20 protein-coding genes and 1 pseudogene are annotated in these 20,472 nt (G+C 65.9%); 16 read left to right on the top strand and 5 right to left on the bottom strand.

Annotation, left to right across the window (positions count from 1 at the left end; translation table 11 throughout):
- Positions 1 to 164: 164 nt before the first annotated feature.
- Positions 165 to 323: pseudogene (locus G6N77_RS20460) on the top strand (hypothetical protein); the annotation flags it as partial.
- A complete protein-coding gene (locus G6N77_RS19950) occupies positions 290 to 550 on the top strand; it encodes a hypothetical protein (protein ID WP_240902174.1) in 261 nt (86 codons plus the stop codon). The pseudogene G6N77_RS20460 and the gene G6N77_RS19950, both read left to right, overlap by 34 nt.
- A gap of 12 nt (positions 551 to 562) precedes the next feature.
- Here G6N77_RS19950 and G6N77_RS20160 read toward each other — a convergent pair whose 3' ends face one another.
- The 3 genes from G6N77_RS20160 to G6N77_RS14150 form a co-directional block, all read right to left on the bottom strand.
- The gene (locus G6N77_RS20160; RefSeq protein ID WP_276609809.1) at positions 563 to 685 is read right to left on the bottom strand and encodes a hypothetical protein; all 123 of its coding nucleotides are present in this window, start codon (positions 683 to 685) and stop codon (positions 563 to 565) included.
- Positions 686 to 719: 34 nt separating this feature from the next.
- Positions 720 to 1,067 (bottom strand): UBP-type zinc finger domain-containing protein, encoded by a 348-nt coding sequence (locus G6N77_RS14155; RefSeq protein WP_165182815.1) that lies wholly within the window; start codon positions 1,065 to 1,067, stop codon positions 720 to 722.
- A 200-nt stretch (positions 1,068 to 1,267) separates the two neighbouring features.
- Positions 1,268 to 1,924 (bottom strand): DUF5996 family protein, encoded by a 657-nt coding sequence (locus G6N77_RS14150; protein WP_165182814.1) that lies wholly within the window; start codon positions 1,922 to 1,924, stop codon positions 1,268 to 1,270.
- 314 nt (positions 1,925 to 2,238) lie between these two features.
- Here G6N77_RS14150 and G6N77_RS14145 point away from each other — a divergent pair, with 314 nt between their 5' ends.
- Entirely contained in the window at positions 2,239 to 2,637 is a 399-nt protein-coding gene (locus G6N77_RS14145) for a VOC family protein (protein ID WP_165182813.1), read from the top strand.
- Positions 2,638 to 2,751: 114 nt separating this feature from the next.
- On the opposite strand, the gene G6N77_RS14140 is transcribed toward G6N77_RS14145, so the two are convergent.
- The gene (locus G6N77_RS14140) at positions 2,752 to 4,635 is read right to left on the bottom strand and encodes a S53 family peptidase (RefSeq protein WP_165182812.1); all 1,884 of its coding nucleotides are present in this window, start codon (positions 4,633 to 4,635) and stop codon (positions 2,752 to 2,754) included.
- A gap of 282 nt (positions 4,636 to 4,917) precedes the next feature.
- Here G6N77_RS14140 and G6N77_RS14135 point away from each other — a divergent pair, with 282 nt between their 5' ends.
- Together G6N77_RS14135 and G6N77_RS14130 are read left to right on the top strand one after the other, a co-directional pair.
- Positions 4,918 to 5,346: an SRPBCC family protein gene (locus G6N77_RS14135; RefSeq protein ID WP_165182811.1), complete on the top strand. Its 429-nt coding sequence runs from the start codon at positions 4,918 to 4,920 to the stop codon at positions 5,344 to 5,346.
- Positions 5,347 to 5,353: 7 nt separating this feature from the next.
- Entirely contained in the window at positions 5,354 to 5,803 is a 450-nt protein-coding gene (locus G6N77_RS14130) for a MarR family winged helix-turn-helix transcriptional regulator (protein WP_165182810.1), read from the top strand.
- On the opposite strand, the gene G6N77_RS14125 is transcribed toward G6N77_RS14130, so the two are convergent.
- Complete coding sequence (locus G6N77_RS14125; RefSeq protein ID WP_165182809.1) at positions 5,796 to 6,788, bottom strand: acyl-CoA thioesterase; 993 nt, start codon at positions 6,786 to 6,788, stop codon at positions 5,796 to 5,798. The two genes, G6N77_RS14130 and G6N77_RS14125, sit on opposite strands and share 8 nt — an antisense overlap.
- A 210-nt stretch (positions 6,789 to 6,998) precedes the next feature.
- Between G6N77_RS14125 and G6N77_RS14120 the strand changes: the two genes are divergently transcribed.
- The 11 genes from G6N77_RS14120 to G6N77_RS14070 all read left to right on the top strand — a co-directional run bounded on the left by G6N77_RS14120 (position 6,999) and on the right by G6N77_RS14070 (position 20,470).
- Positions 6,999 to 8,435, top strand: coding sequence for a sigma factor (locus tag G6N77_RS14120; RefSeq protein ID WP_165182808.1), 1,437 nt, complete (start codon positions 6,999 to 7,001; stop codon positions 8,433 to 8,435).
- Positions 8,436 to 8,591: 156 nt separating this feature from the next.
- On the top strand, positions 8,592 to 9,089 hold the full coding sequence (locus G6N77_RS14115; protein WP_165182807.1) for a hypothetical protein: 498 nt from the start codon (positions 8,592 to 8,594) through the stop codon (positions 9,087 to 9,089).
- A 146-nt stretch (positions 9,090 to 9,235) separates the two neighbouring features.
- A complete protein-coding gene (locus G6N77_RS14110; protein ID WP_165182806.1) occupies positions 9,236 to 9,688 on the top strand; it encodes a tautomerase family protein in 453 nt (150 codons plus the stop codon).
- Between the two features lie 255 nt (positions 9,689 to 9,943).
- Positions 9,944 to 11,257 carry an ABC transporter substrate-binding protein gene (locus tag G6N77_RS14105; RefSeq protein WP_165182805.1) on the top strand — a complete coding sequence of 438 codons (1,314 nt, stop codon included), beginning with the start codon at positions 9,944 to 9,946 and terminating at the stop codon, positions 11,255 to 11,257.
- A complete protein-coding gene (locus G6N77_RS14100; RefSeq protein ID WP_165182804.1) occupies positions 11,254 to 12,183 on the top strand; it encodes a carbohydrate ABC transporter permease in 930 nt (309 codons plus the stop codon). Before G6N77_RS14105 ends, G6N77_RS14100 begins: the two co-directional genes overlap by 4 nt.
- Positions 12,180 to 13,001, top strand: a complete 822-nt coding sequence (locus G6N77_RS14095) for a carbohydrate ABC transporter permease (protein WP_165182803.1) — start codon at positions 12,180 to 12,182, stop codon at positions 12,999 to 13,001. Before G6N77_RS14100 ends, G6N77_RS14095 begins: the two co-directional genes overlap by 4 nt.
- On the top strand, positions 12,998 to 15,064 hold the full coding sequence (locus tag G6N77_RS14090) for a beta-galactosidase (RefSeq protein ID WP_165182802.1): 2,067 nt from the start codon (positions 12,998 to 13,000) through the stop codon (positions 15,062 to 15,064). Before G6N77_RS14095 ends, G6N77_RS14090 begins: the two co-directional genes overlap by 4 nt.
- A gap of 190 nt (positions 15,065 to 15,254) precedes the next feature.
- The gene (gcvPA, locus tag G6N77_RS14085; protein WP_165182801.1) at positions 15,255 to 16,625 is read left to right on the top strand and encodes an aminomethyl-transferring glycine dehydrogenase subunit GcvPA; all 1,371 of its coding nucleotides are present in this window, start codon (positions 15,255 to 15,257) and stop codon (positions 16,623 to 16,625) included.
- Between the two features lie 2 nt (positions 16,626 to 16,627).
- A complete protein-coding gene (gene gcvPB / locus G6N77_RS14080; protein ID WP_165182800.1) occupies positions 16,628 to 18,190 on the top strand; it encodes an aminomethyl-transferring glycine dehydrogenase subunit GcvPB in 1,563 nt (520 codons plus the stop codon).
- Positions 18,191 to 18,231: 41 nt separating this feature from the next.
- Positions 18,232 to 19,527 carry an ABC transporter substrate-binding protein gene (locus tag G6N77_RS14075; RefSeq protein ID WP_205678296.1) on the top strand — a complete coding sequence of 432 codons (1,296 nt, stop codon included), beginning with the start codon at positions 18,232 to 18,234 and terminating at the stop codon, positions 19,525 to 19,527.
- A gap of 4 nt (positions 19,528 to 19,531) precedes the next feature.
- Complete coding sequence (locus tag G6N77_RS14070) at positions 19,532 to 20,470, top strand: carbohydrate ABC transporter permease (RefSeq protein WP_262454607.1); 939 nt, start codon at positions 19,532 to 19,534, stop codon at positions 20,468 to 20,470.
- Positions 20,471 to 20,472 lie beyond the last annotated feature (2 nt).

Here is a 20,472-nt window from a genome sequence, read left to right as displayed (position 1 = left end):
GGGTTTTGCGCGGCCGTGGTTCGCCGCGAAATTCCAACAGCTCCACGCTACGTCCGCCGGGAGGCAACGTGGGAGGGTCTGCCAGTCCCTGTCAGCGAAGTCACAGCGGCAGCAGGGGTATTGTGGGCTGGAAACGGTGAGCATGCAGCACAGGAAGGCACGCCGTGGGCAATCGAAATCCCGAAGTGGACGCCTGGTTCGACAGCTACGACAACCCGCAGCGCGAGCTGGTCGCGAGCGTGCGGGCCTACATCCTCTCCCTCGATCCGGCCCTGGGCGAAGCCGTCAAGTGGAGGGCGCCCACGTTCATCTACAGGGGGAATATAGCCTCCTTCTTTCCGCGCTCGAAGAAGACTGTCACGCTCATGTTCCACCAGGGGCCTCGATCGATGACCCCCTGGGCCTGCTGGAGGGCGACGGCGAAGTCTCCCGGGTTGCGCGTTTTGCCGACGCGGCCGATCTCGAAGCCAAGAAACAGGCACTGGCCGCAGTCATACGTGCCTGGATGGTGGCGAAAAGCCGATCCGAGGGCGTGCGGATTGCCGCGTGAAACGCCGCGGGGTCAGCGGATGACGCCGATGTTGAAGTCGATGGTGCCGATTTCGGCGCCCAGGCTCGCATTGGGGTAGGCAAGCTCAAAGCCGCGGGTCAGGCGTTGGCGATCTCCGCAGGATCTTTCCGGCAAGTGCGTTGGCGCCCACCTCGTGGTGGCGGCCGGTTCAATGGACGTGGCTCTGCCAGTCCGCGGGCACGCGGGCTGAGGGGCCCGGGGAGCCCTGGTCCACGGGCCGGTGGCTGGGCGGGGCCAGCTCCGGGCCGTTGAGATAGCTCTTGGTCCGGTAGTCCCAGAACCAGTCTTCGCCCGGTTCGAAGCTGCGGACGATCGAGTGGCCTGTGGCGGCTGCATGGGCGGATGCGTGTTGAGCGGGGGAGCTGTCACAGCAGCCGATGTGGCCGCATTGGGCGCAGCGGCGCAGGTGGACCCACCACCCTCCGGCGGACTCGCATTCGACACAGCCCGTTCCTGTGGGCGGAACTGCGGCATCGATTCCCGTGAAGTGGTCCATGGGGCCATCTCCTTAGCTTTGGTCGGGCTTCAGGACAGCACAACTTTACGCCCGGTGGGTGGATTTGCGGGAGGGGTGGGGTCCGTTCCGGCATCCTGGTGCGTCCGGCCCTGCGCTCCGGATCGATCTCCGGTGCGGCACGATTCCACTGGCCAGGGTCCGCCGCTGCAGCATGGCTGGCGTGGAGAAACCGCAACTGCTCAATTCGTGCGAGTAGCTCTCCTCCATGACCCATTCCGCGAAGTTTGATGCGCGCCTGCATGGCGGGGTGCGGCGCGGCCCGAAAACCGTGTGCAGGCGAGGTCCATGGTTCCCCAATAGTGGTGCACCGGCCTGACCTTGCCGCGGAAGGAGGAACGGAAGGTGTCCAATATGCGGTCGGCCTGGACCCGCTGGCGCCAAAACAGCTGGACTGCCGCTGCGTCATAAGAGTTGTGGACGCTGTCCTCGGCGAAGGGAATGGCGGGATCCACCTCCACCGGAACGGCCCTGATGGTGGTTTCAAGTCCCAGCCCTGCCGGTGCGGCCATGGTCTCCGCATAGAATTCCGACGTCGACTTTGCGTCAAGGCCGACGCTTGCCACAGAGCCGTTGCCGGACCGGATGGCGAGCCGGTGGTCGAAGAAGTCGAATTCCATGTCAAAGGGGCCTGAGGGATGGGGGATGGAGTGCGTCGCCAAGCCGCGGGGCGTCACATAGAGCGGCACCTGCCACCAGTGGTTGAGCATCGGGGCGTGCGCCATGCGGACCTTGCCGACGATCTGGGTCCACAGCTGCACGGTGTCCCGGGTCCCCTGCCAGTCCTCGACACGCAGTTGCGGCCAGGAACCTTTTCCCGTCTGGTCCTGAACAGTCATCTGGCCTGCTCTGGCCGTGAGCGCAATCCGGCAAGGGCGCCGCGTCGGCGCCATGATCGGCCTGTCCATGCCGATCGTCCCATTCTGCCTCCGCGGGGCGCGAAAGCGCGAGTGCTTCAACGAAGGCCCGTGAATCGACGGCCGAGCGGGCACTTAACGGGGGTGTTGCGCCGAAACATCCACGTTAAGTGCCGGTTCGCGCGGGGGTGGGGGGCGTGCGCGCAGGGGGTGGGGGCGTTGGCGCTGGCGTGCCTGGCTGCCCGCCAACGGGCCGGAGCCCGGGGCTATGCTCAAAAGGGAAAGAGGAGGAATCCATGCCCAACTTTGGGGCACCGTCACACATAGACCTGTCCGTCAACGATGCCGAGTCCAGCGCGCAGTGGTACTGCGAGGTGCTGGGGCTGCGCCGGGTGCGCCGTGCAGACCTGGAGAACCGCATCATGATCGTGCTGCTGCACCAGGCCACAGGGCTGGTCATCGGCCTCAACCAGCACGCCTCCGTGCCTGTCACCACCTTTGACGACCGCAATGTCGGTTTGGACCACATCGGTTTCAGCGTGGGCGAGCGGGCTGACCTCGACGCCTGGGAAGCACAGCTGACGTCCCTGAATGTGGTGCACTCCGCCCCCCAGGACACGGCCAATGGCGCTGCCTTGGTGTTCCGCGACCCGGACAACATCCAGCTGGAGTTTTGGTGGACCCGCCGGCCCTGACCCCGCCCAGCCCGCCGGGCCGCCGTCGTGCCTGAAACCGGATGCCGCAAGGCAAAAGGGAGGTGCCGGCGTGAACCGGCCCCTCCCTTTTAGTTTTGTGATGCCAGCCTGTCGTTACGGTGCCGGGGTGAGCCAGCCCGCCCGGGCGCTGCCCCAGCCGGTCTCGCTGTCCCAGCCGGTGCCGACCTTCAGCGTGGTGTTCGTGGTGTTGAAGGAGCGAACCGAGTAGACGTAGCCGTTGCTGGAGTCCAGCCCGTTGACGAAGTCGACGCGGATGTTGCCCGCATCAATCCCGGCACCCGTCACGTCGTGGAAACCCGACGGGTCGGCGTAGATCGCCGGGTTGAGCAGTCCCAGCCCGTGGCCGCTGGCCTGGATTTTCAGGGCCGTCATGCCGGCAAACAGTGGCGAGGCGAGGCTGGTTCCGCCGATCCGGTAGGTGTCGTAGGACGCGGAGCCCGGGAAGGTTTGCGTCTGCCCCACCAGCATGCCGGTGGTTGGGTCGGCGTCCATGGACACGTCCGGCAGCGCACGGCCGCCATTGGGGCTGTGGATGCCCGCCGCAACCTGGTAGGCCGGTTCGGGGATGTTGGAGGAGAACCCGCCGCCTCCGCCGTACTGGAACGGCACGGTGGGAGCCCATGCCCCGTTGGCGAGCGTGTACTTGGTGGTTTGCCAGCCGGTTTCCCCGGTCACGCCGGCCGGGGTGATGGCGGTGGAGGTGCCGCCGACGCCCGTTACAAACGGGTCGGAGGCCGGGTAGTCGGTCTGGGGCGAGCCAACGTTGGCGGCCTCGTCGCCGGAGTCGCCCGTGGAGAACGCGTAGCTGATGCCCTGGACAGCGCCCTGGAGGAAGGCGGTTTCGTAGGCCTGGAACAATGCCGGCTTGACGACGTCGCCCACCCCGCCCCACGAATTCGTCACGATGGTCGCGATGCCTTCGTCGTTGATGCGGGTGAAGGTGTCAAGGAGGTCGGAGTCCTGGCAGCTGGCGCCGGCGTAGTAGCGGATGTTGGCCGCGGGTGCCATGGCGTGCACTGCTTCAACGTCAAGCGTTTCCTCGCCGTACCAGCCCGATGCATCACACTGCCTTGGCGAGTTGTTGCTGTTCACCTGGGTGAAGGCCTTCGGCAGGCTCTGGCTGAACTGACCGGCGGCAAACGGCTGGTCACCAGTCTGGACGGCGTACTTGTTGGCGTCCGCCTCAATGGTGGCGGAGGCGTAGGCGTCGGTGATCGCCACCGTTACGCCGCGGCCGTCAAGCCCCGCTGCCGCCCCTGCCTCGTAGGCGTTGCGCAGTTGCGGCCCGGTGTATCCGCAGGGGGCATAGGGCAGTGAGGCGCCGTTCAACTGCGGAAGGACGGTGCCGTCCGGTGTGGGCAGCGTGGCCGGGGTTTGGTCCCCGTACCAGTGGGAGCAGACGGGCGCATTGCGGAAGCCGGCGCTGGGAGGCGAGGGCTTTTGCGTCCGGGGTTCGACGACGGACACCGTGGTGTCGAGCCCCTGTATGGCAATGACGGCCGAAGCGACGGAAGCCGGTGCGCTGGCGCTGCCTGTCGGCGCCTGCACGTTAAGCCCGTCATGGCTGAAGTTGGCGATGGTCACCCCGAATGCCTTGTCCGCCGCGCGCACATTGCCTGTGACGTCAACGTAGCGGTGGTTGGCGTCCACCTTGACCTTCAGGCCTGCGCCGCTCAGCCAGCTGCTGACGGCACTGACAGTTGCCCCGGTGGCGTCAAACTGTGCGTGGTACTGCGCGGGTGTGAGGAAGTGGTGGGAGCTTGAGGCTGCCTCGGCGGCGGACTGCAAGGCGGTGAGCCCGCCGTTCGGGGCAAGGTACACGCGTGCGCTGACCTGCCCGTTCGGGGAGGCGGCGCCGAGGTTCTTCCCGTGCGTCAGCCACCCCGGCGACGAGTTCGGAATTGGTTTGGGTGTGGGGGCGGCGTCGGCGACGCCCGCTCCGGTGACCGCGGCGATGACGGTCACAACGACCGCCATTGACACTCCAAGGAAGTGTTTGCGCATTCCAGGATCTCCAGACTTTTTAAGGGGCTGTGTGACGGCTGTCGGAAGCCCGCTGGGTCAAGGCTAAGACCAGCGGGCCGATGCGGCAATGGTTTTTGCCATGGAAAAGGTTGCCTAATGCAAGAATCGCCGCCAGGCGGATTGAGGGGCGCGGCTGCTGTTGCTTGGACCCGGCGGGTCCGCGAAAACCCCTTGCGCTGTGAGCGGCTCCTGGATATGATAAGCGCACTTACTATTTATCGAAGGAGACTCGCCATGTGGACAACACAACACCAGGGTACGACGGCGGCAGAATCGGGAGCGGTCTGGAACGCGCTTGCGGCACTGCATTCTGGGACCAGCCTGGGCCCGGACTCGGACCTGTTTGAGCTCCACGGCCCGTTCGCGGCCGGTACCCGGCTGACCGTTACCCCACAGGGCCAGGACCCGATGGAATCGGTCATCACGGAGCTGGAACCCGGTCAGGTTTACGCCGACCAGACAGTCTTTGGAGGCCTCACCCTGACGTTCCGCCACCGCCTGGAGGCGGTGGCCGCGGGTGGGACCACCGTCACGCATGAACTGGAAATCACGGGGGAGCAGGCCGATGAGCTGGGCCCGGAGCTTGGTCCCCAAATCAGCGGCGACTTCCCCGTGGCCATGGGGGAGCTGCTGGCAGCTGCCGAACGCGGCGTCCGTGCCTGACGGCTCCGTGCCTGACGCTTCACTTGGCAGCCGCTATTCATCCTCGGCGCAGAGCCCGGGCCTGGCCCTCTGGCACGTCACGAACCGATGGCAGGCCGTGATGCGGGCCGCGCTGGCACCACACGGGCTCACCCATGTGCAGTATGTGTTGTTGGCAAGCCTTGTCTGGCTCCACTCGGTTGAACCGGACCGGCAAATGACGCAGGCGGCGCTCGCCGAACACACGGCCACTGACGTGATGATGACATCCCAGGTGCTCCGCGCCCTCGAAGCCAAGGGCATGGTGGAACGGGCGCGGCACCCGGGAGACGGCCGCGCCCGCATCCTGCGCCCCACGCCCCGTGGAATCCTGGCGGCCAGGGCGGCCACCGGGGACGTGGAAGCCGCGGATGCATCGTTCTTCGGACGGCTGCCCGAGCTCGGCGCCTTCACTGACGCCCTTAATTTGCTCAGCTAGGCAGTCCCGCCCTCATGCCGCCAACAGGCAGCAGGTGGTTGGGGAGCCTGTTTCCCGGGGCCCGGCCGCGAATCTCGAGCAGTTCGCGGGCGTGGGCGTGCAGGCGCCTGTCCTCGTCCGAGACGGGCAGCCACGGCGGGACGGGGACGGAGTTTCCGGAATGGTCCCGGGCCACCATGACGGTCAGGCAGTAGGTGGTCAGGTTCATGTCGCGGCCCTTGGGGTCTCCCGAACGGACATGGACGGCGATGTGCATGCCCTTGGTCCCCGTGTAAACCAGCCGGGCCTCAACTTCCACCACGTGGCCAATCAGCAGCGGCCTGTAGAAGCGCACGCCGCCGGAGAACACGGCCACGGCGTCCGTCCCGCAATACCGGGTGGCGCACACGTACGCGGCTTCATCGATCCACTTCATGACGATCCCGCCGTGGACCTTCCCGCCCCAGTTGACGTCGGTGGGGGCGGCCATGAAGCGCAGCACCACGCGCTCGGCGGTACCTTCATCCGTGTACGCCTGGGCCTTCATGGCGGCCACGATCTCCTCGCGGACCTTGATTCGGGCCAGCGCGTCATCGCGCTGCCCAATTTCCTCCGGAGAGGCCGGGGCAAACTGCTGAACGGGAGTTGGCCTGCCATCGGCTCCGACGGCTACGAAGATCACCAGGCACTGGCTGCGCATGGTGGGGGTGCCGCCCTTGGGATCGCCCGAGGACACCACTGTGTGGATGTGCATGGAGGACCGCCCCGTGTAGACAATGGTAGCCTCCACCTCCACCATGTCCCCGCTGTTGACCGGGTCGGCAAAGTGGATGTTGCCCACATAGGCCGTCACACAATAGGACTTGGCCCACCCCACCGCCGCGGCGTAGGCGGCCTTGTCGACCCATTCGAGGACGGTGCCGGCGTCGACGGATCCGCTGTGGCCCACATCGGTGGGGGCCGCGAGGAACCGGAGGGTTACGGAATTGGCTGCAGTTTCAGTCATGGGAAAAGTTTATTGAAGACGCACCAATATGGGGCATGGGCGTCCTCATGGCCAATTCGGGGCGTCACAATGCACGTGTTGCTGCCGCAGAAATTTCCATCAATTCGTGCGTCACGAAACGGGGAATCCGCCTCACAGCTGCCGTGCGGGGGCTGGGGTAATATCCAAGGATATGTGCATTTTGATCAATCGCGACTATGGGGAGTAGTCGTGGGATCACTGGAAAACGGAAATGACAACGTCGACGCGCCCAGCGACGAGGACTTGATTCGACAAGTCCGCAACGGTTCCACGGAAGCCTACGGGCTGCTTTATGAACGGCACCGTGACAGCGCGGAGGCCACCGCCCGCAGGCATGCCGGCAATTTCAGCGACGTTTCCGATCTGGTGGCAGAGTCGTTTGCCAAGGTGCTCGCGGCCATCCAGGGCGGCAAAGGGCCCAAAGTCTTCTTCCGGGCCTACCTCCTGACCACCTTGCGGCGGCTGGCCAGCGCCCTGCGGGCCATCGACGGCAAGCGGATGGTCACCGACGACATGGAATCGGTCATGGAGGTTGACGAATGGCCCGATCCCTTGGTCTCCGCCTTTGAAGACGAGGTGGTGGCGCGCTCCTTCAGGGACCTCCCCGAGCGCTGGCAGGCCGTGCTGTGGTACCAGGAAGTTGACGGGATGGCACCTGCTGACATTGCTCCATTGCTGGGCCTGGCCCCCAACGCTGTGTCGGCCCTAGCAGTCCGCGCCAGGGAAGGCCTGCGCCTGGCATACCTGCAACACCATGTCGGTGCGGTGGAAGCCGGTTGCGAAGCGTATGCCAAGCATCTCGGGGCCTACGCCCGGGGATCCCTGGCGCCCCGGCGGGTGGACAGGCTGGAGCGGCACCTGGAAAGCTGCACGGAATGCGGCGCAATCCTGCTCCACGTCAAGGACGTAGGCACTGGCATGCGCGGCATCATTTTTCCGGCACTGGCGGGACTGGCCTACTCCGGTAGGGAAATGGCGAAGGGCGCGGCCCTGGATGTGGGCAGTCTGCTGGGCGCCGGCCAGCACGGTGCCGGCATGGGCATGCGCGCCCTGCTGACCTACTCGGCGGCCGGGCTTGCCACGGCCGGCGCCCTGACCGCGGGCCTGTCCGGTGGCGGGCTGTTTGTACCGGACCAGGGCCCGGCGATCGCCGACTCCCTGCCTGCAATCTCCCTTCCGGCCCCGCCACCGGCCGGGGACACGCCGCCGGACGGGCCCCCGGCGGTGCCGGGCCACCTGGCAGCGGACCGGCCCGGCAGCATCCTGGTGGTCAACCAGCAGCCCGCCTCCCCGGGCCCGGCAACGAAGCCGGCGGCCAAAGCCGCGAAGCCGGCCGCGCGGCCGGTCGCAGCCCGGGAGACGGAAAAGGGGGAGGCCCAGGACGGTGATGCGCAGGGGGAGGACTCCCACGGACCAAGAACGACGGCGGCGCCCACCGCCGTCGTGCCCGTCAAGCCGCCGCTGTTGCCAGGCAAGGGGCAGACAGTCCAGACTGCGCCGGTGCGCATTCTGGTGACCGGATGCATTGTGTCGCAGGGCCTGCTGGAGACGGCCCTTGAGCTCAATGTCTCCATGAGCGGTGCCCTCGGGCTGCAAGCGCCCACTGTTTCAGCCGAGGTGCCCTAGCTGGTGCCGCGGGGCACACGGGCGTGGCGCAATTCGGCCTCCAGCACACCAGCCGTGCCGCCGGGGCCGGGACTTCTTGCAATTAGTCCGTCATGAATGCCCGGCAGGGCACTCTCTTGTGGTGGACGGGGTTGGCGGAAACGTGAAGGGGAATGTGTGCTCAGGGTTGAGAACGGGGCTGGCAAGGGGACACCGGGCAGCGCCGGCTGCGCAGCTGCCGGACGGCACGATGACAGGGAATTGACAGTCATCCCCCGCGAGTGGACCGTCCCGTTGCGGGGTTGCCTGGACGATGTCCCGGCGGCCGGTGCGATTCGCATACTTTCAACCACTTTTACCGTCAGCACGGCCTGCGAAGGCGAGGCGCCTGAAGTGCTGCGGATGGACATCCCCGTGGCACTGACCCTGGACACCCAAGGTTTGGCGGCGGGAAACCTCTGGGACTCCGTGGAGATCGCCTCGACCAGCGAGGGCATCAGTTATGAACGGCTGCCGGCCAGCGAGGGGTATTTCACCCCGGACAACGTGGTGTGGGCCGTCCACAGGTTTCGCCTTGCCTGCCCGCTGCCCACGGGACGGCCGCTCACTGTTGAATGGATCCTGTCCGCGGCGGACCACGGCCTGGCGGGGCCAAGGCTTCATCCACACAGCTGACGGGCGGGCGGCCCTGGAACCGCGGCGCCCTGTAAGTGGTCGGCGCCCCGGCCATGCACGGCGAGTATTTCCTTGACGGAGCACCGCCTCCGCGCGCATCATTGCCACCACCAGCAAGGTCCAAACGAGTGGTTGGGAATACGACAATGCCAATGATCGACGTGTATGCAACAGCGGGCACCTTTGCGGACAAACACCAACTGGCCAAGGACCTTGCCGAGACGCTCAAAATTATCGAGGGCGTCCCGGACATACCGATGTTCCGGCAAAACACTGCCGGATTTGTGCACGAATTGCCCGAGGGTGATCTCTCAAACGTCGACGGGGACAGCAACTACATCCGAGTGCAGGTGCTGACGAACGCCGGCGCACTGGATCGGGACAAGCAACTCGCCGTCGTTTGGCAATTTACCGAGCTGGTGGCGAAGGCGGCCGGAGACCCAACACTGGCCGGACGCACCTGGGTGTTGCTGACCGAGGCCGTTCCGGGCGGTTGGGGACTTGGCGGACACGCCAACACCAATGACGAACTTGTTGCTGCCGCGCGCCGGCAGATTGGCCAGCTCCAGGCCAAGAAGGCGGAGTCCCAGGGGGACTGACCTCCCGGATGGCCGCCACGCGCAGCTGTCCATGATTCTGCCGTTTCATCACGGCCCAGCTTCGCCATGCCCACAGTCCGGCCGTGAGCCCGGTGGGGCGATAACGCATGCGCCCCGCCGCTACCCCTGCGCCGCGGAAGTCATGTTCACTAATGTCAAGGTTTGTTTATTTTAGGGCGGAGTGTTGCCAATCACAACGCCAACCCTTTACAGTGTGTACTGTATACAGAATTTTGACTCTCACAAGGAACCCTCATGCCCAAAGCAATGAAGCTTGCCGCGCCGCTGCTTGCCCTGGCCCTGCTCTCCGGCTGCGCCACCGGCGGTGTGCCGTCCGCCGCCGGGACCAAGCTCAGCAGCGACGCCGCCGTGTCCGGACAAATTACCGTGTGGAGCTGGGATGTGGCCGCCACGGCCCTCAAGCGGCTGTCCAAGGAGTACACGAAGGAACATCCCGGCACCACCATCAACGTCGTGGACATCGGCTATGACAACGCTTACGACAAAATGTCAGTGGGACTGCAGGCCAATAGCGGGCTGCCGGACGTCATTACGGTCGAAACGGACCACATGCCGGCGTACATCCACCAGTTTCCCAAGGCGTTCACGGACCTCAAGCCGCTCATCGGCGCGGATGAGGCCCAGTTCGACCCCTCCAAGATTTCGGCGTCGTCCAGTGCCGACGGCAAGCTCCTCTCCATGCCCTGGGATTCAGGCACGGTGGCGCTCTACGTGCGCACCGACTACTTCAAGGCCGCAGGTGTTGACCCCAGCAAGCTCGCCACCTGGGATGACTTGATCACCGCGGGGGAGGAGGTCAAGGCAGCCACCGGCCACGCCCTCATCTCCACCGACCTCTCGACCGGCAGCCTGTTTCAGATGCTGCTCCAGCAGCAGGGCCAGGGCATCTTCACCCCCGACGGCGCCATCAACCTGACCTCAGCTGCCGCCGTCAAGGCACTGGCGCTGATCAAGACCATGAACGACAAGGGCCTGTTAGACAACGTCAAGGGCTGGGACGGGCGCGTGACGGCCACCAAGAACGGCAAGTCCGCAGTCATGCCCGAGGCCGTGTGGTGGATCGGCACGCTCACAGGCGAAATGCCGGAGCTCGCCAACAAGATCACGGTGGTGCCGCTGCCTGCCTTCACGGCCGGAGGCACGCAGACCTCCAACGACGGCGGCTCCACCCTCGCCATCCCCACCCAGGCCAAGAACCCGCAGCTGGCCGGCTCCTTCGTGAAGTTCATGCTGGCCAACAAGGACAACCAGGTGTCCATGATGAAGGACGAGGGCCTGTTCCCGTCCTATCTTCCGGCCCTGGATGCGCCCCTGTTCCACGCACCCCAGGCGTACTTCGGCGGTGAAAAGGTCTATGAGCTCTTCGCGGCCCAAACACCCAAGATCCCGTCAATCACCTACACCAGTGACAATGCCAAGGCGGGGGACACGGTCTCCAGCGCCGTCGTGGCTGCCGTGCTCAACCATCAGGACCCGGCCGCGGCATTGAAGTCCGCGGCGGAGCAGATCGCCACCGCCACCGGGCGAAAGATCGCCCAGCAACCATGACCAGCACACTCCTGCGGCCCTCCCGCCGGCCGTCCGCAAACGCGGGCGGGCGGGCGGGGGCACGCTCCACCGCCGGCCGCAGCCGGCCCGGCTATTGGTTTGTCCTGCCGGCGGTCGCGCTCTTCGCCATCTTCTTCCTCTACCCCCTGCTGTCTTCCCTGTGGCAGAGCTTCTTCTCGACCACGGGCGGTGAGTCCACGTGGGTGGGCGGTGCACAGTACCTGCGCCTGTTCCACGATCCGCTGGTGGCCAAGAGCCTGTTCAACGTTGGCCTCATCCTGGTCATCCAGGTCCCTCTCATGGTCTGTACGGCGCTGGGACTGGCCTACCTGCTCAACCAGTCATGGCTGCGTTTCCGCACCGGATTCCGTGCCATGCACTTCCTGCCCGCGGTAACCACCCTGGTGGCGTATTCCCTGGTTTTCCGGGTCATGCTCGCCACGGACGGCGGCGCCGTCAACCAGTTGCTCGCCATGGTGGGAATGTCACCGGTGGACTGGCTCAACAGCGAAGCGTGGTCCCGCGTGGCCCTGATCGCCTCGATTACGTGGCGGTGGACCGGCTACAACATGGTCATCATCCTGGCCGGACTCCAGGGAATCCCCGCCGAGCTCTACGAGGCCGCCCGCATTGACGGCGCCGGCCGGTGGGCCATTTTCACCAAAATCGTCATCCCGCAGCTGCGCCCTGTCATCCTTTTCAGCTCCATCACCTCCACCATCGGCGCCCTCCAGCTGTTTGATGAAAACTTCATCCTGACCGGCGGCGGGCCCAACAACGCCACGCTGACCCCCGTGCTGTACCTCTACAAGGTGGGCTTTCAGCAGTTTGACTTTGGCTATGCCTCCGCCATCGCCTGGCTGCTGGTGGCCATCATCGCGGTGGTTTCCGTGGTGCAGTTCGCGATCATGAAGGAAAAGAAATGACACAGACGCTCAAACGGCTTCCGGTGTACCTGGTACTGCTGGTCGGGGCAGCGCTGAGCATCATCCCGTTCCTGTGGATGGTCATCGCTTCAACGCATACGACGGCGGCCCTGTTCGCCACGCCGCTGCCCCTTCTGCCGGGCGGGGAGCTGTGGAAAAACCTGGCCCGGCTCCAGCAAGAGACCAACTTTTCCCAGGTGATGGTCAACTCCCTGGTTGTCGCCGTCATCTATACCGCTTTTTCCTGCGTGGTCAGTGCCATGTGCGGATACGGGCTGGCCAAGTTCCGCTTCCGTGGCCGCGGCCTGGTGCTTGGCGCGGTGCTGCTGACCATGATGATCCCCATGCAGGTGCTGCTGGTTCCCCTGTTTCAGATGATGGCAAGCCTGGGCTGGGTCAACAGCTACCAGGCGCTGATCCTGCCGTTCCTGGCCAACGCCTTCGGGATCTTCCTCATGCGCCAGGCATTCCTCGACTTCCCCGACAGCCTGATAGAGTCGGCCCGCATTGACGGCGCCGGGGAATTGAAGACGTTTTACCGCATTGTGATGCCGGTGGCCCGCCCGCAGCTGGCCGCGCTGATGATCTACACCTTCATCAGCCAGTGGAACTCCTTCATCTGGCCGCTGCTGATGCTCAACACCGAGGACAAGTACACGCTGCCCGTGGCCCTGAACACCATGATCGGGCTGTCCCGGGTGGACTATTCAGGCCTCATGCTCGGCTCCCTCCTGGCCACCCTGCCACTGCTGCTGGTCTTCATCATTTTTCAAAAACAATTCGTATCAGGACTTATGGGAGGGGCGGTCAAGGGATGACCCGGACGCTTGAACTCGATGGAATCGCCTTCGGCGGAGACTACAACCCGGAGCAGTGGCCGCGGGAGGTGTGGGAGGAGGACATTCGGCTGATGCGCCAGGCCGGGGTCAATTTCATCACCGTCTCCGTCTTTTCCTGGCCCCTGCTGGAGCCTGTGGAAGGCTGCTTTGACTTTGGCTGGCTGGACGACGTCATTGAACTGCTGCACGGCGCCGGCATCGCCGTCGACCTGGCCACCGCCACGGCAACGCCGCCGGCCTGGCTCATCCGCAAATACCCGCAGATCCTGCCCGTCACGGCGGACGGGACACACCTGGAATTCGGCTCGCGGCAGGCCTATTGCTTCAGTTCGCCCATCTTCCGCCGCTACGCACTCCGGCTCACCCGCGCCATGGCCGAACGCTACGGAAAACACCCCGCCGTGCGCCTCTGGCACGTGTCCAATGAATACGGCGACCATGTGCCCCGCTGCTGGTGCGACGCCTCCGCCGTTCATTTCCGCACCTGGCTGCGCACCAAGTACCGGAGCATTGACGCCCTCAACGAGGCCTGGGGGACCAGCTGCTGGGGACAGCACTACCTTGACTTCGAGTCCATCGAACCGCCACGCGAGTCCACCGGCCCCATCAATTCCACCCAGCACCTGGACTTCGAGCGGTTCTCCTCGGCCGCCATGCTGGAACTGTTCACCTCCGAGGTGGAAGTGCTCCGAGAGGTGACGCCGGAGCTGCCCGTGACCACCAACTTCATGTCCATCCTGCGAGAGCTGGACTACTTTGCCTTTGCCGACGCCGAGGACATTGTCACCGACGACGCCTACCCCGATCCCGCGGACCCCGGCGCCCACATTGACGCATCCTTGAACTACGCACTCATGCGCGGTGCCAAGGGCGGCGCGCCCTGGCTCCTCCTGGAACAATCAGCCAGCGCCGTCAGCTGGCGCGACGTCAACGTGCCCAAGGCGCCGGGCGTGATGCGCCTCGACAGCTACCAGGCGCTGGCCCACGGCGCCGACGGCATCATGTACTTCCAGTGGCGGGCGGCAAAATTCGGTCCGGAGAAGTTCCACGCCGCCATCCTGGGCCACCGCGGCGAGGCGAGCCGGACCTTCCAGGAATGCAGCCTGCTCGGTGCCGAACTCCGGCAGCTCGGCGCCCTGAAGGGCAGCCGCGTCGAGGCCCACGTTGCCATGCTCTGCGACTGGGACAACATGTGGGCCCTGGCCGCGCCGGATTCCCTGCCCACCAACCGGCTCAGCTGGATCGGCCAGGCACGGGACTGGCACCGGGCCTCGTTCACCCTCGGCGCCACCGTGGACCTGGTCCGGGCCGGGGCGGACTGGTCCGCTTACCGGGTGCTGCTGGTGCCCAATATCTACCTCGCCACGCCCGGCCTGGCCGCCCAGCTGGACGATTATGCGGCCGCCGGCGGGACCGTCGTCGTCGGGGCGTTTTCCGGCGTTGTTGACGAAAACGACCACGTCCACCCGGGCGGGGCGCCCGGCCCGCTGCGCGGGCTGCTGGGCGTGGAAGTGGACGAGGTCTGGCCGCTGCCCGACGGCGAAAGCGGGCAGCTGCGCCTGGACGGTGCCCTGCACGCCGTGCACACGGTCAGCGAATGGCTTGACGCGCCGGGGGCGCGCACCGTGGCCAGCTACTCCGGCGGCGAGCTGGACGGCCGCCCGGCAGTCACTGTCCGGGACCATGGCCGCGGTGCGGCCTGGTACGTGAGCGCCTGCCTGGCCGACGCCGGGCTGCGGGAACTGGTGCGCCGGATCTTCGTCGAAGCGGGCGTGCCCCTGCGCGACGGTGCCGGGCCTGATGTTGAGGTGGTGGTGCGCCGCAGCGGTGACACATCGTTTACCTTCGTGCTTAACCGCTCGACGGCGGCCCTGGACGTATCGGTGCCGGCCCGGGCCAGCATCCTGGTGGGCGGGGACGGCCCGGCGCCTGGCGCCGGGGGACTGCAGCCGCTCCCGGCCCGCGGAGTCCTGGTGGTCCGGCATGACCGCGCCGACACGGTTCGTGTCGTGTCCGAAAGTGACCGCCTCCAGGCTGTCTAGGCCCCACCATTTGCCCGTTATCGGGCACCCCAGCCCGCCCCGGCAGTCTTCGCCGGGGCGGGCTGAAACATTTCCGGCGGAAAATGTTGACCACATCACACAATGGGCATAATGTATTCTGTATACAGAATGCAAAACGAAGTATCGCTCCATGAGGCGGCCCGGCCGCCACAACACCTGAGGTGAATCCATGAACAACCCCGTAACCCACCCCTACATCCCCAACACGGTCCCGGCCGTGCGGGAAGAGATACTGGCCGCCGTCGGCGCGGCCGACATCGAGGAGTTCTACGCGGACATTCCGTCCAGCCTGCGCGTGCAGGGCAGCCTGAACCTGCCGGCACCGCTGCTGTCCGAGGCTGAACTGGAACGCCATGTCAGCGGGCTGCTGAACAAGAACACCAGCACCCGCGAGGCCCTGAGCTTCCTGGGCGCGGGCACGTACAACCACTACGTGCCGTCCGTGGTGGACGAGGTGATTGGCCGCAGCGAATTCCTGACTGCCTACGCGGGGGAGCCCTATGAGGACCACGGCCGCTTCCAGGCACTCTTCGAGTACCAGTCCATGATGGGCGAGCTGCTGAACATGGACGTGGTCAACGTCCCCACGTATGACGGCATGCAGGCCACGGCCACTGCGCTGGCCATGGCGGGGCGCATCACCGGCCGCCGCGGAATCGTCCTGGTCAGCGACGCCAACCCGGACCTGGTCTCCAAGGTCACCGACTACGTGCGTTCCTTCATGGACCTGACCATCATCCCCTCCAGCAACGGCACGGCCGATCTCGCCGCCGCGGAGCAGGCCATCGGCGCCGACACCGCCGCCGTCTGGATCCAGACCCCCAGCTTCCACGGCGCGCTGGAGGAGCAGGGGGCCCGGCTGGCCCAACTGGCGCACGACGCCGGTGCACTCGCCGTGGTGGGCACCGACCCCATCGCCTACGGTGCCCTGACACCCCCTGCGGACTGGGGTGCTGACATTGTCTGCGGCGACATCCAGTCCCTGGGCATCCACCAGTGGTTTGGCGGCGGCCGCGGCGGCTTCATCGCCGTCCACGACGACCCCACGTTCGTGCTGGAAATGCCATCCCGCCTCTTTGGCCTGGAATCCACCGACGTACCGGGAGAGTACGGCTTTGGCGACGTCGCCTGGGACCGCACCTCATTCGCCCTGCGCGAGGAAGGGAAGGAGTGGGTGGGGACCGCCGCCGCGCTGTGGGGGATCGCAGCCGGGGTCTACCTGGCCTCCATGGGCCCCACCGGCATGGCCGAATTGGGGGAGACCCTGCTGGCCCGCACGGCCTACGCCGCGCAGCAGCTGGCCTCCGTGGACGGGCTTGAACTGTCCGACTCCGCGCTCCACCTGCGGGAAATCGCCGTCGACTTTTCCAACGCCTCCCTGACCAGCACCGCCGCCGTCGCGGCCCTGCGTGCCCGGGGCATCGAGCCCGGTGTGGTCCTGCCCGGCAACCGCCTCCTGGTCTGCGTGACGGAACAGGTCACCGCCGCCGACATTGACACACTAGCCGCCACCCTCACGGCCGTTTTGAAGGAGAACTAACTATGGCACTTCCCGTTGCACCCAAGCCCGCCCTGCGCCGCTTTCACCAGGCACGCTGGGACGAGCCGATCATTTTCGAACTGAGCACCCCCGGCGAACGCGGCATCCTAGTCCAGCAGCCCGAACCGGCCGCCGTGGACGCACTCGCCCTGCGCGAGGACCGCCTGGCCCCGCTGCGGCGTTCGGACGCCCCGGCCCTGCCCGAACTCGCCCAGATGCGCGTGGTCCGCCACTACCTGCGCATCAGCCAGGAAAATCTCGGCGCCGACTTCAACATCGACATTGGCCAGGGCACCTGCACCATGAAGTACAGCCCCAAGGTCAACGAGACCATCATCCGCACGCCGAAGCTGATGGACGTCCACCCGCACCAGGACGAGGCCAGCATCCAGGGCGTGCTGGAAATCTTCTGGCGCACGGAGCGGCTGCTGGCCGAGATCTCCGGCATGGCCCGGGTCAGCCTGCAGACCCAGGGCGGTTCGGCCGCCATCTGGGCCAACATCGCCATGATCCGCGCCTACCACGAGGCCAACGGCGACGGCGGGGTGCGTGACGAGGTCATCACCACCATCTTCTCCCACCCCTCCAACGCCGCCTGCGCCAAGGCTGCCGGCTACAAGGTCATCACGCTGATGCCCGACGCCAACGGCTACCCAGACATCGACGCCCTGCGTGCCGCCGTCTCCCCGCGCACCGCGGCCCTCATGATCACCAACCCCGAAGACACCGGCATCTACAACGCCAAGATCCGCGAGTTTGTCGACATTGTCCACGAGGTGGGCGGGCTGGCTGCCTACGACCAGGCCAACGCGAACGGCATCCTGGGCATCACCAGGGCCTCCGACGCCGGCTTTGACCTGTGCCACTTCAACCTGCACAAGACGTTCAGCACCCCGCACGCCAGCGGCGGGCCCGGAGCCGGCGCCAGTTGCGTCTCGGAGAAACTGGTCCCCTTCCTGCCCGGTCCGACCATCGAAAAGGTGGGGGAGACTTTCACCGTCAACCACAACCACCCGCAGTCCGTCGGGACGGTGGCCCCGTTCTTCGGTGTCGCCCCCAACGTGGTCCGCGCCTACGCCTGGATCATGGCCCTCGGCGCCGACGGCCTGCGCCAGGTTGCCGAAACCGCGGTGCTCAACAACAACTACCTGCTGGCCAAGGTCCTGGAGATCCCCGGAGCCTCCGCACCCTACGCGGAAGGCAAGCGGCGCATCGAACAGGTCAGGTATTCCTGGCAGGAACTCTTTGAGGAAACCGGCGTCAGCAGCGAGGAGATCGGCATCCGCATGTCCGACTTCGGCATGCACTACTGGACCAGCCACCACCCCTACCTGGTGCCGCAGCCGTTCACGCTGGAACCCACGGAGTCCTACTCCAAGTCGGAGATCGACGAATACGTGGCGGTCCTGGCCCATGTTGCCGGGGAGGCCCGCACCAACCCGGAGATTGTCCGCACCGCCCCGCACAACCAAACGGTGCACCACATCCACCACGACGACCTGAATGATCCGGCCCGCTGGGCCATCACGTGGCGCGCATACCAAAAGAAGCACCTGAGCAACTAAGGTCCCACCCCACCATGCACCAACGACCAAGGAGTACCCCCGTGAACAGCAACACCTTCAGCCGCCGGAATTTCTTCGCAGGGGCCTTGGGCGTCGGCGCCCTGCTGGCCACCACAGCCTGCGGCCAGTCCGGCGGCGCCGCAGGATCCTCAGCCAAAATCACCTGGTCCACCTGGGGCACCCCGGAGGAAGGACAGCGCTTCAAGAAGTTCAACGCGCAGTTCAAGACGGACCACCCCACCATCACGGCCACCCTGCAGATGGTGCCGTCCTACTCGGACTACCACTCCAAGCTGCTGACCCAGCTTACCTCCGGCACCGCACCGGACGTGTTCTACGTGGGCGATGACTACATCGGCAAGTTCGTCTCCTCCGGCGTGCTCATGGACCTGACCCCCGTGGTGGACGGCGCGGACGCCAAGGTCAAGCTTGCTGACTTCAACCCGGCCCTGTTTGGCGCCGGCAAGACGGACAAGGGCCTCTTTGCCCTGCCCAACGACTGCAACCCGGACGTGTTCTGGTTCGACAAAAAGGCCCTGGCCGCGGCCGGCATCACCGAAAATCCCGCCGACCTGGCTGCTGCCGGCATCTGGACCATTGAGACCTTCCTGGGCATGTGCGCCAAGCTCGCGGCCAAGGGCCTGCACGGGGCCATGTTCTGGAACTACTGGTCCACGCACTGGAGCTGGGTGGCGGCCAACGGCGGCCAGGTCTTCGACGCGGCCGGAAAGTTCGTCCTGCCGGAGGACCCCAAGAGCGTAGCCGCCATCAAGTCGCTGGCCGACGGCTTCACCAGCAAGTCCTTCACCGTGGCGGACACCCTGCCGGACGGTTCCGGGGCGGACAGCCTGTTTGTATCCCACAAGGCGGGCTTCTACGTCCAGGGGCGCTACGGCATTGCCACCGCCCAGCAATCGGGCAGCAAGGACGACTACGACATCGCGCCGTGGCCCACCGTTTCCGGCAAGCCCGGCAGCAGCGGCGTGGCAGCGTCGTACCTGGTCATCAACGCCAAAACTAAGGCTGCCGATGCGGCCAAGACGTTTGTGGGGGACTTCCTCAGCGCCAAGGGCCAGACCCTTCGCCTGGCCGACGGCGGCAATGCCGTCCCTTCGGTCAAAGGCGCCGATTCGGTGGTCCTGGACGGCAACTATCCGGCCCACGCCAAGTCCTTCCTGGACATGACCAGTGCAGGCTTCGAGGACTTTGCCGTCGAGGCCAAGGTGCCCGGGCTCTCCTCCGACGTCAGCACGGCCATGCTCGGCATGTACCAGGGCAAGACCAGCCCGGCCGACACCATCACGGCCGTGTCCAAGCTGATGCAAAAGGCGGTTTGACCGGGTGACCGCTGTCCTGGCCAAAACCCGCACGCCGGATGCGCCCCCGGTGGAGCGCGGGGAGGCGAGCTGGCGCAAGCGCGACCGCTGGTGGGGCCTGGTCTTCGTCAGCCCCCAGCTGATAGGCATGTGCGGCTTCGTGCTGCTGCCGTTCGCCGTCGGGCTGGTCCTGGCATTCGCCCAGTGGGACGGGCTGACCCAGCTGACCTGGGTGGGGTTCGCAAACTTCCAGGCGGAACTTGCCGACCCCGTGTTCCTGCGCTCCATCATCAACACGCTGGTGCTGGCGCTCATCACCGTCCCCGTGGGGCTGGCGCTGTCACTGCTGATCGCCGTCGCACTGGACAAGCTGCGCGGGCGCACTGGCTACCTGCTGCTCTACTTTGCCCCGGTCATGACCAGCTCCATCGCCATCTCACTGGTGTGGCAGCAGATCCTGCGTGCCGACGGGCCCCTGAACCAGGCGTTCTCGAAGGTGTTTGGCATTCCCGGGCCGGATTGGCTGGGGGACCCGCACTTTGTGCTGGCGGCCGTCTCCATCGTGACCATCTGGTCATCCCTGGGCCTGAACGTGATCATTTTCCTGGCCGGCCTGCAGGGAATCAATCCACACGTCCTTGAAGCGGCACGCGTGGACGGGGCGGGGGCCTTTCGCACCATGATGGCGATCCGGCTGCCGCTCCTGTCGCCCGTTGTCTTCTTCTCCACCGTGGTGGCCGTGATCAGTTCCTTCCAAACCTTTGACGTGGTCTTTGTCCTCACGAAGAACGGCGGTCCGGACAATTCTGCCCGGACCATCGTCTACCAGATCTACGACGAGGGCTTCCGCCACTTCCAGTTCGGAATGGCCAGCGCGGCGTCCATCATCCTGCTCGTCCTGACCCTGGTGGTCACCGCCGTGCAGCTTGGCCTGCAGCGCCGGTTCGTGCACTACGAAAGCTGAAA

This window comes from Arthrobacter silviterrae (assembly GCF_011045165.1).
In the GTDB taxonomy this organism is placed as follows: domain Bacteria; phylum Actinomycetota; class Actinomycetes; order Actinomycetales; family Micrococcaceae; genus Specibacter; species Specibacter silviterrae.
Note: the sequence above shows the minus strand (reverse complement) of the source record. Positions and strands in the feature narration are given on the sequence as shown.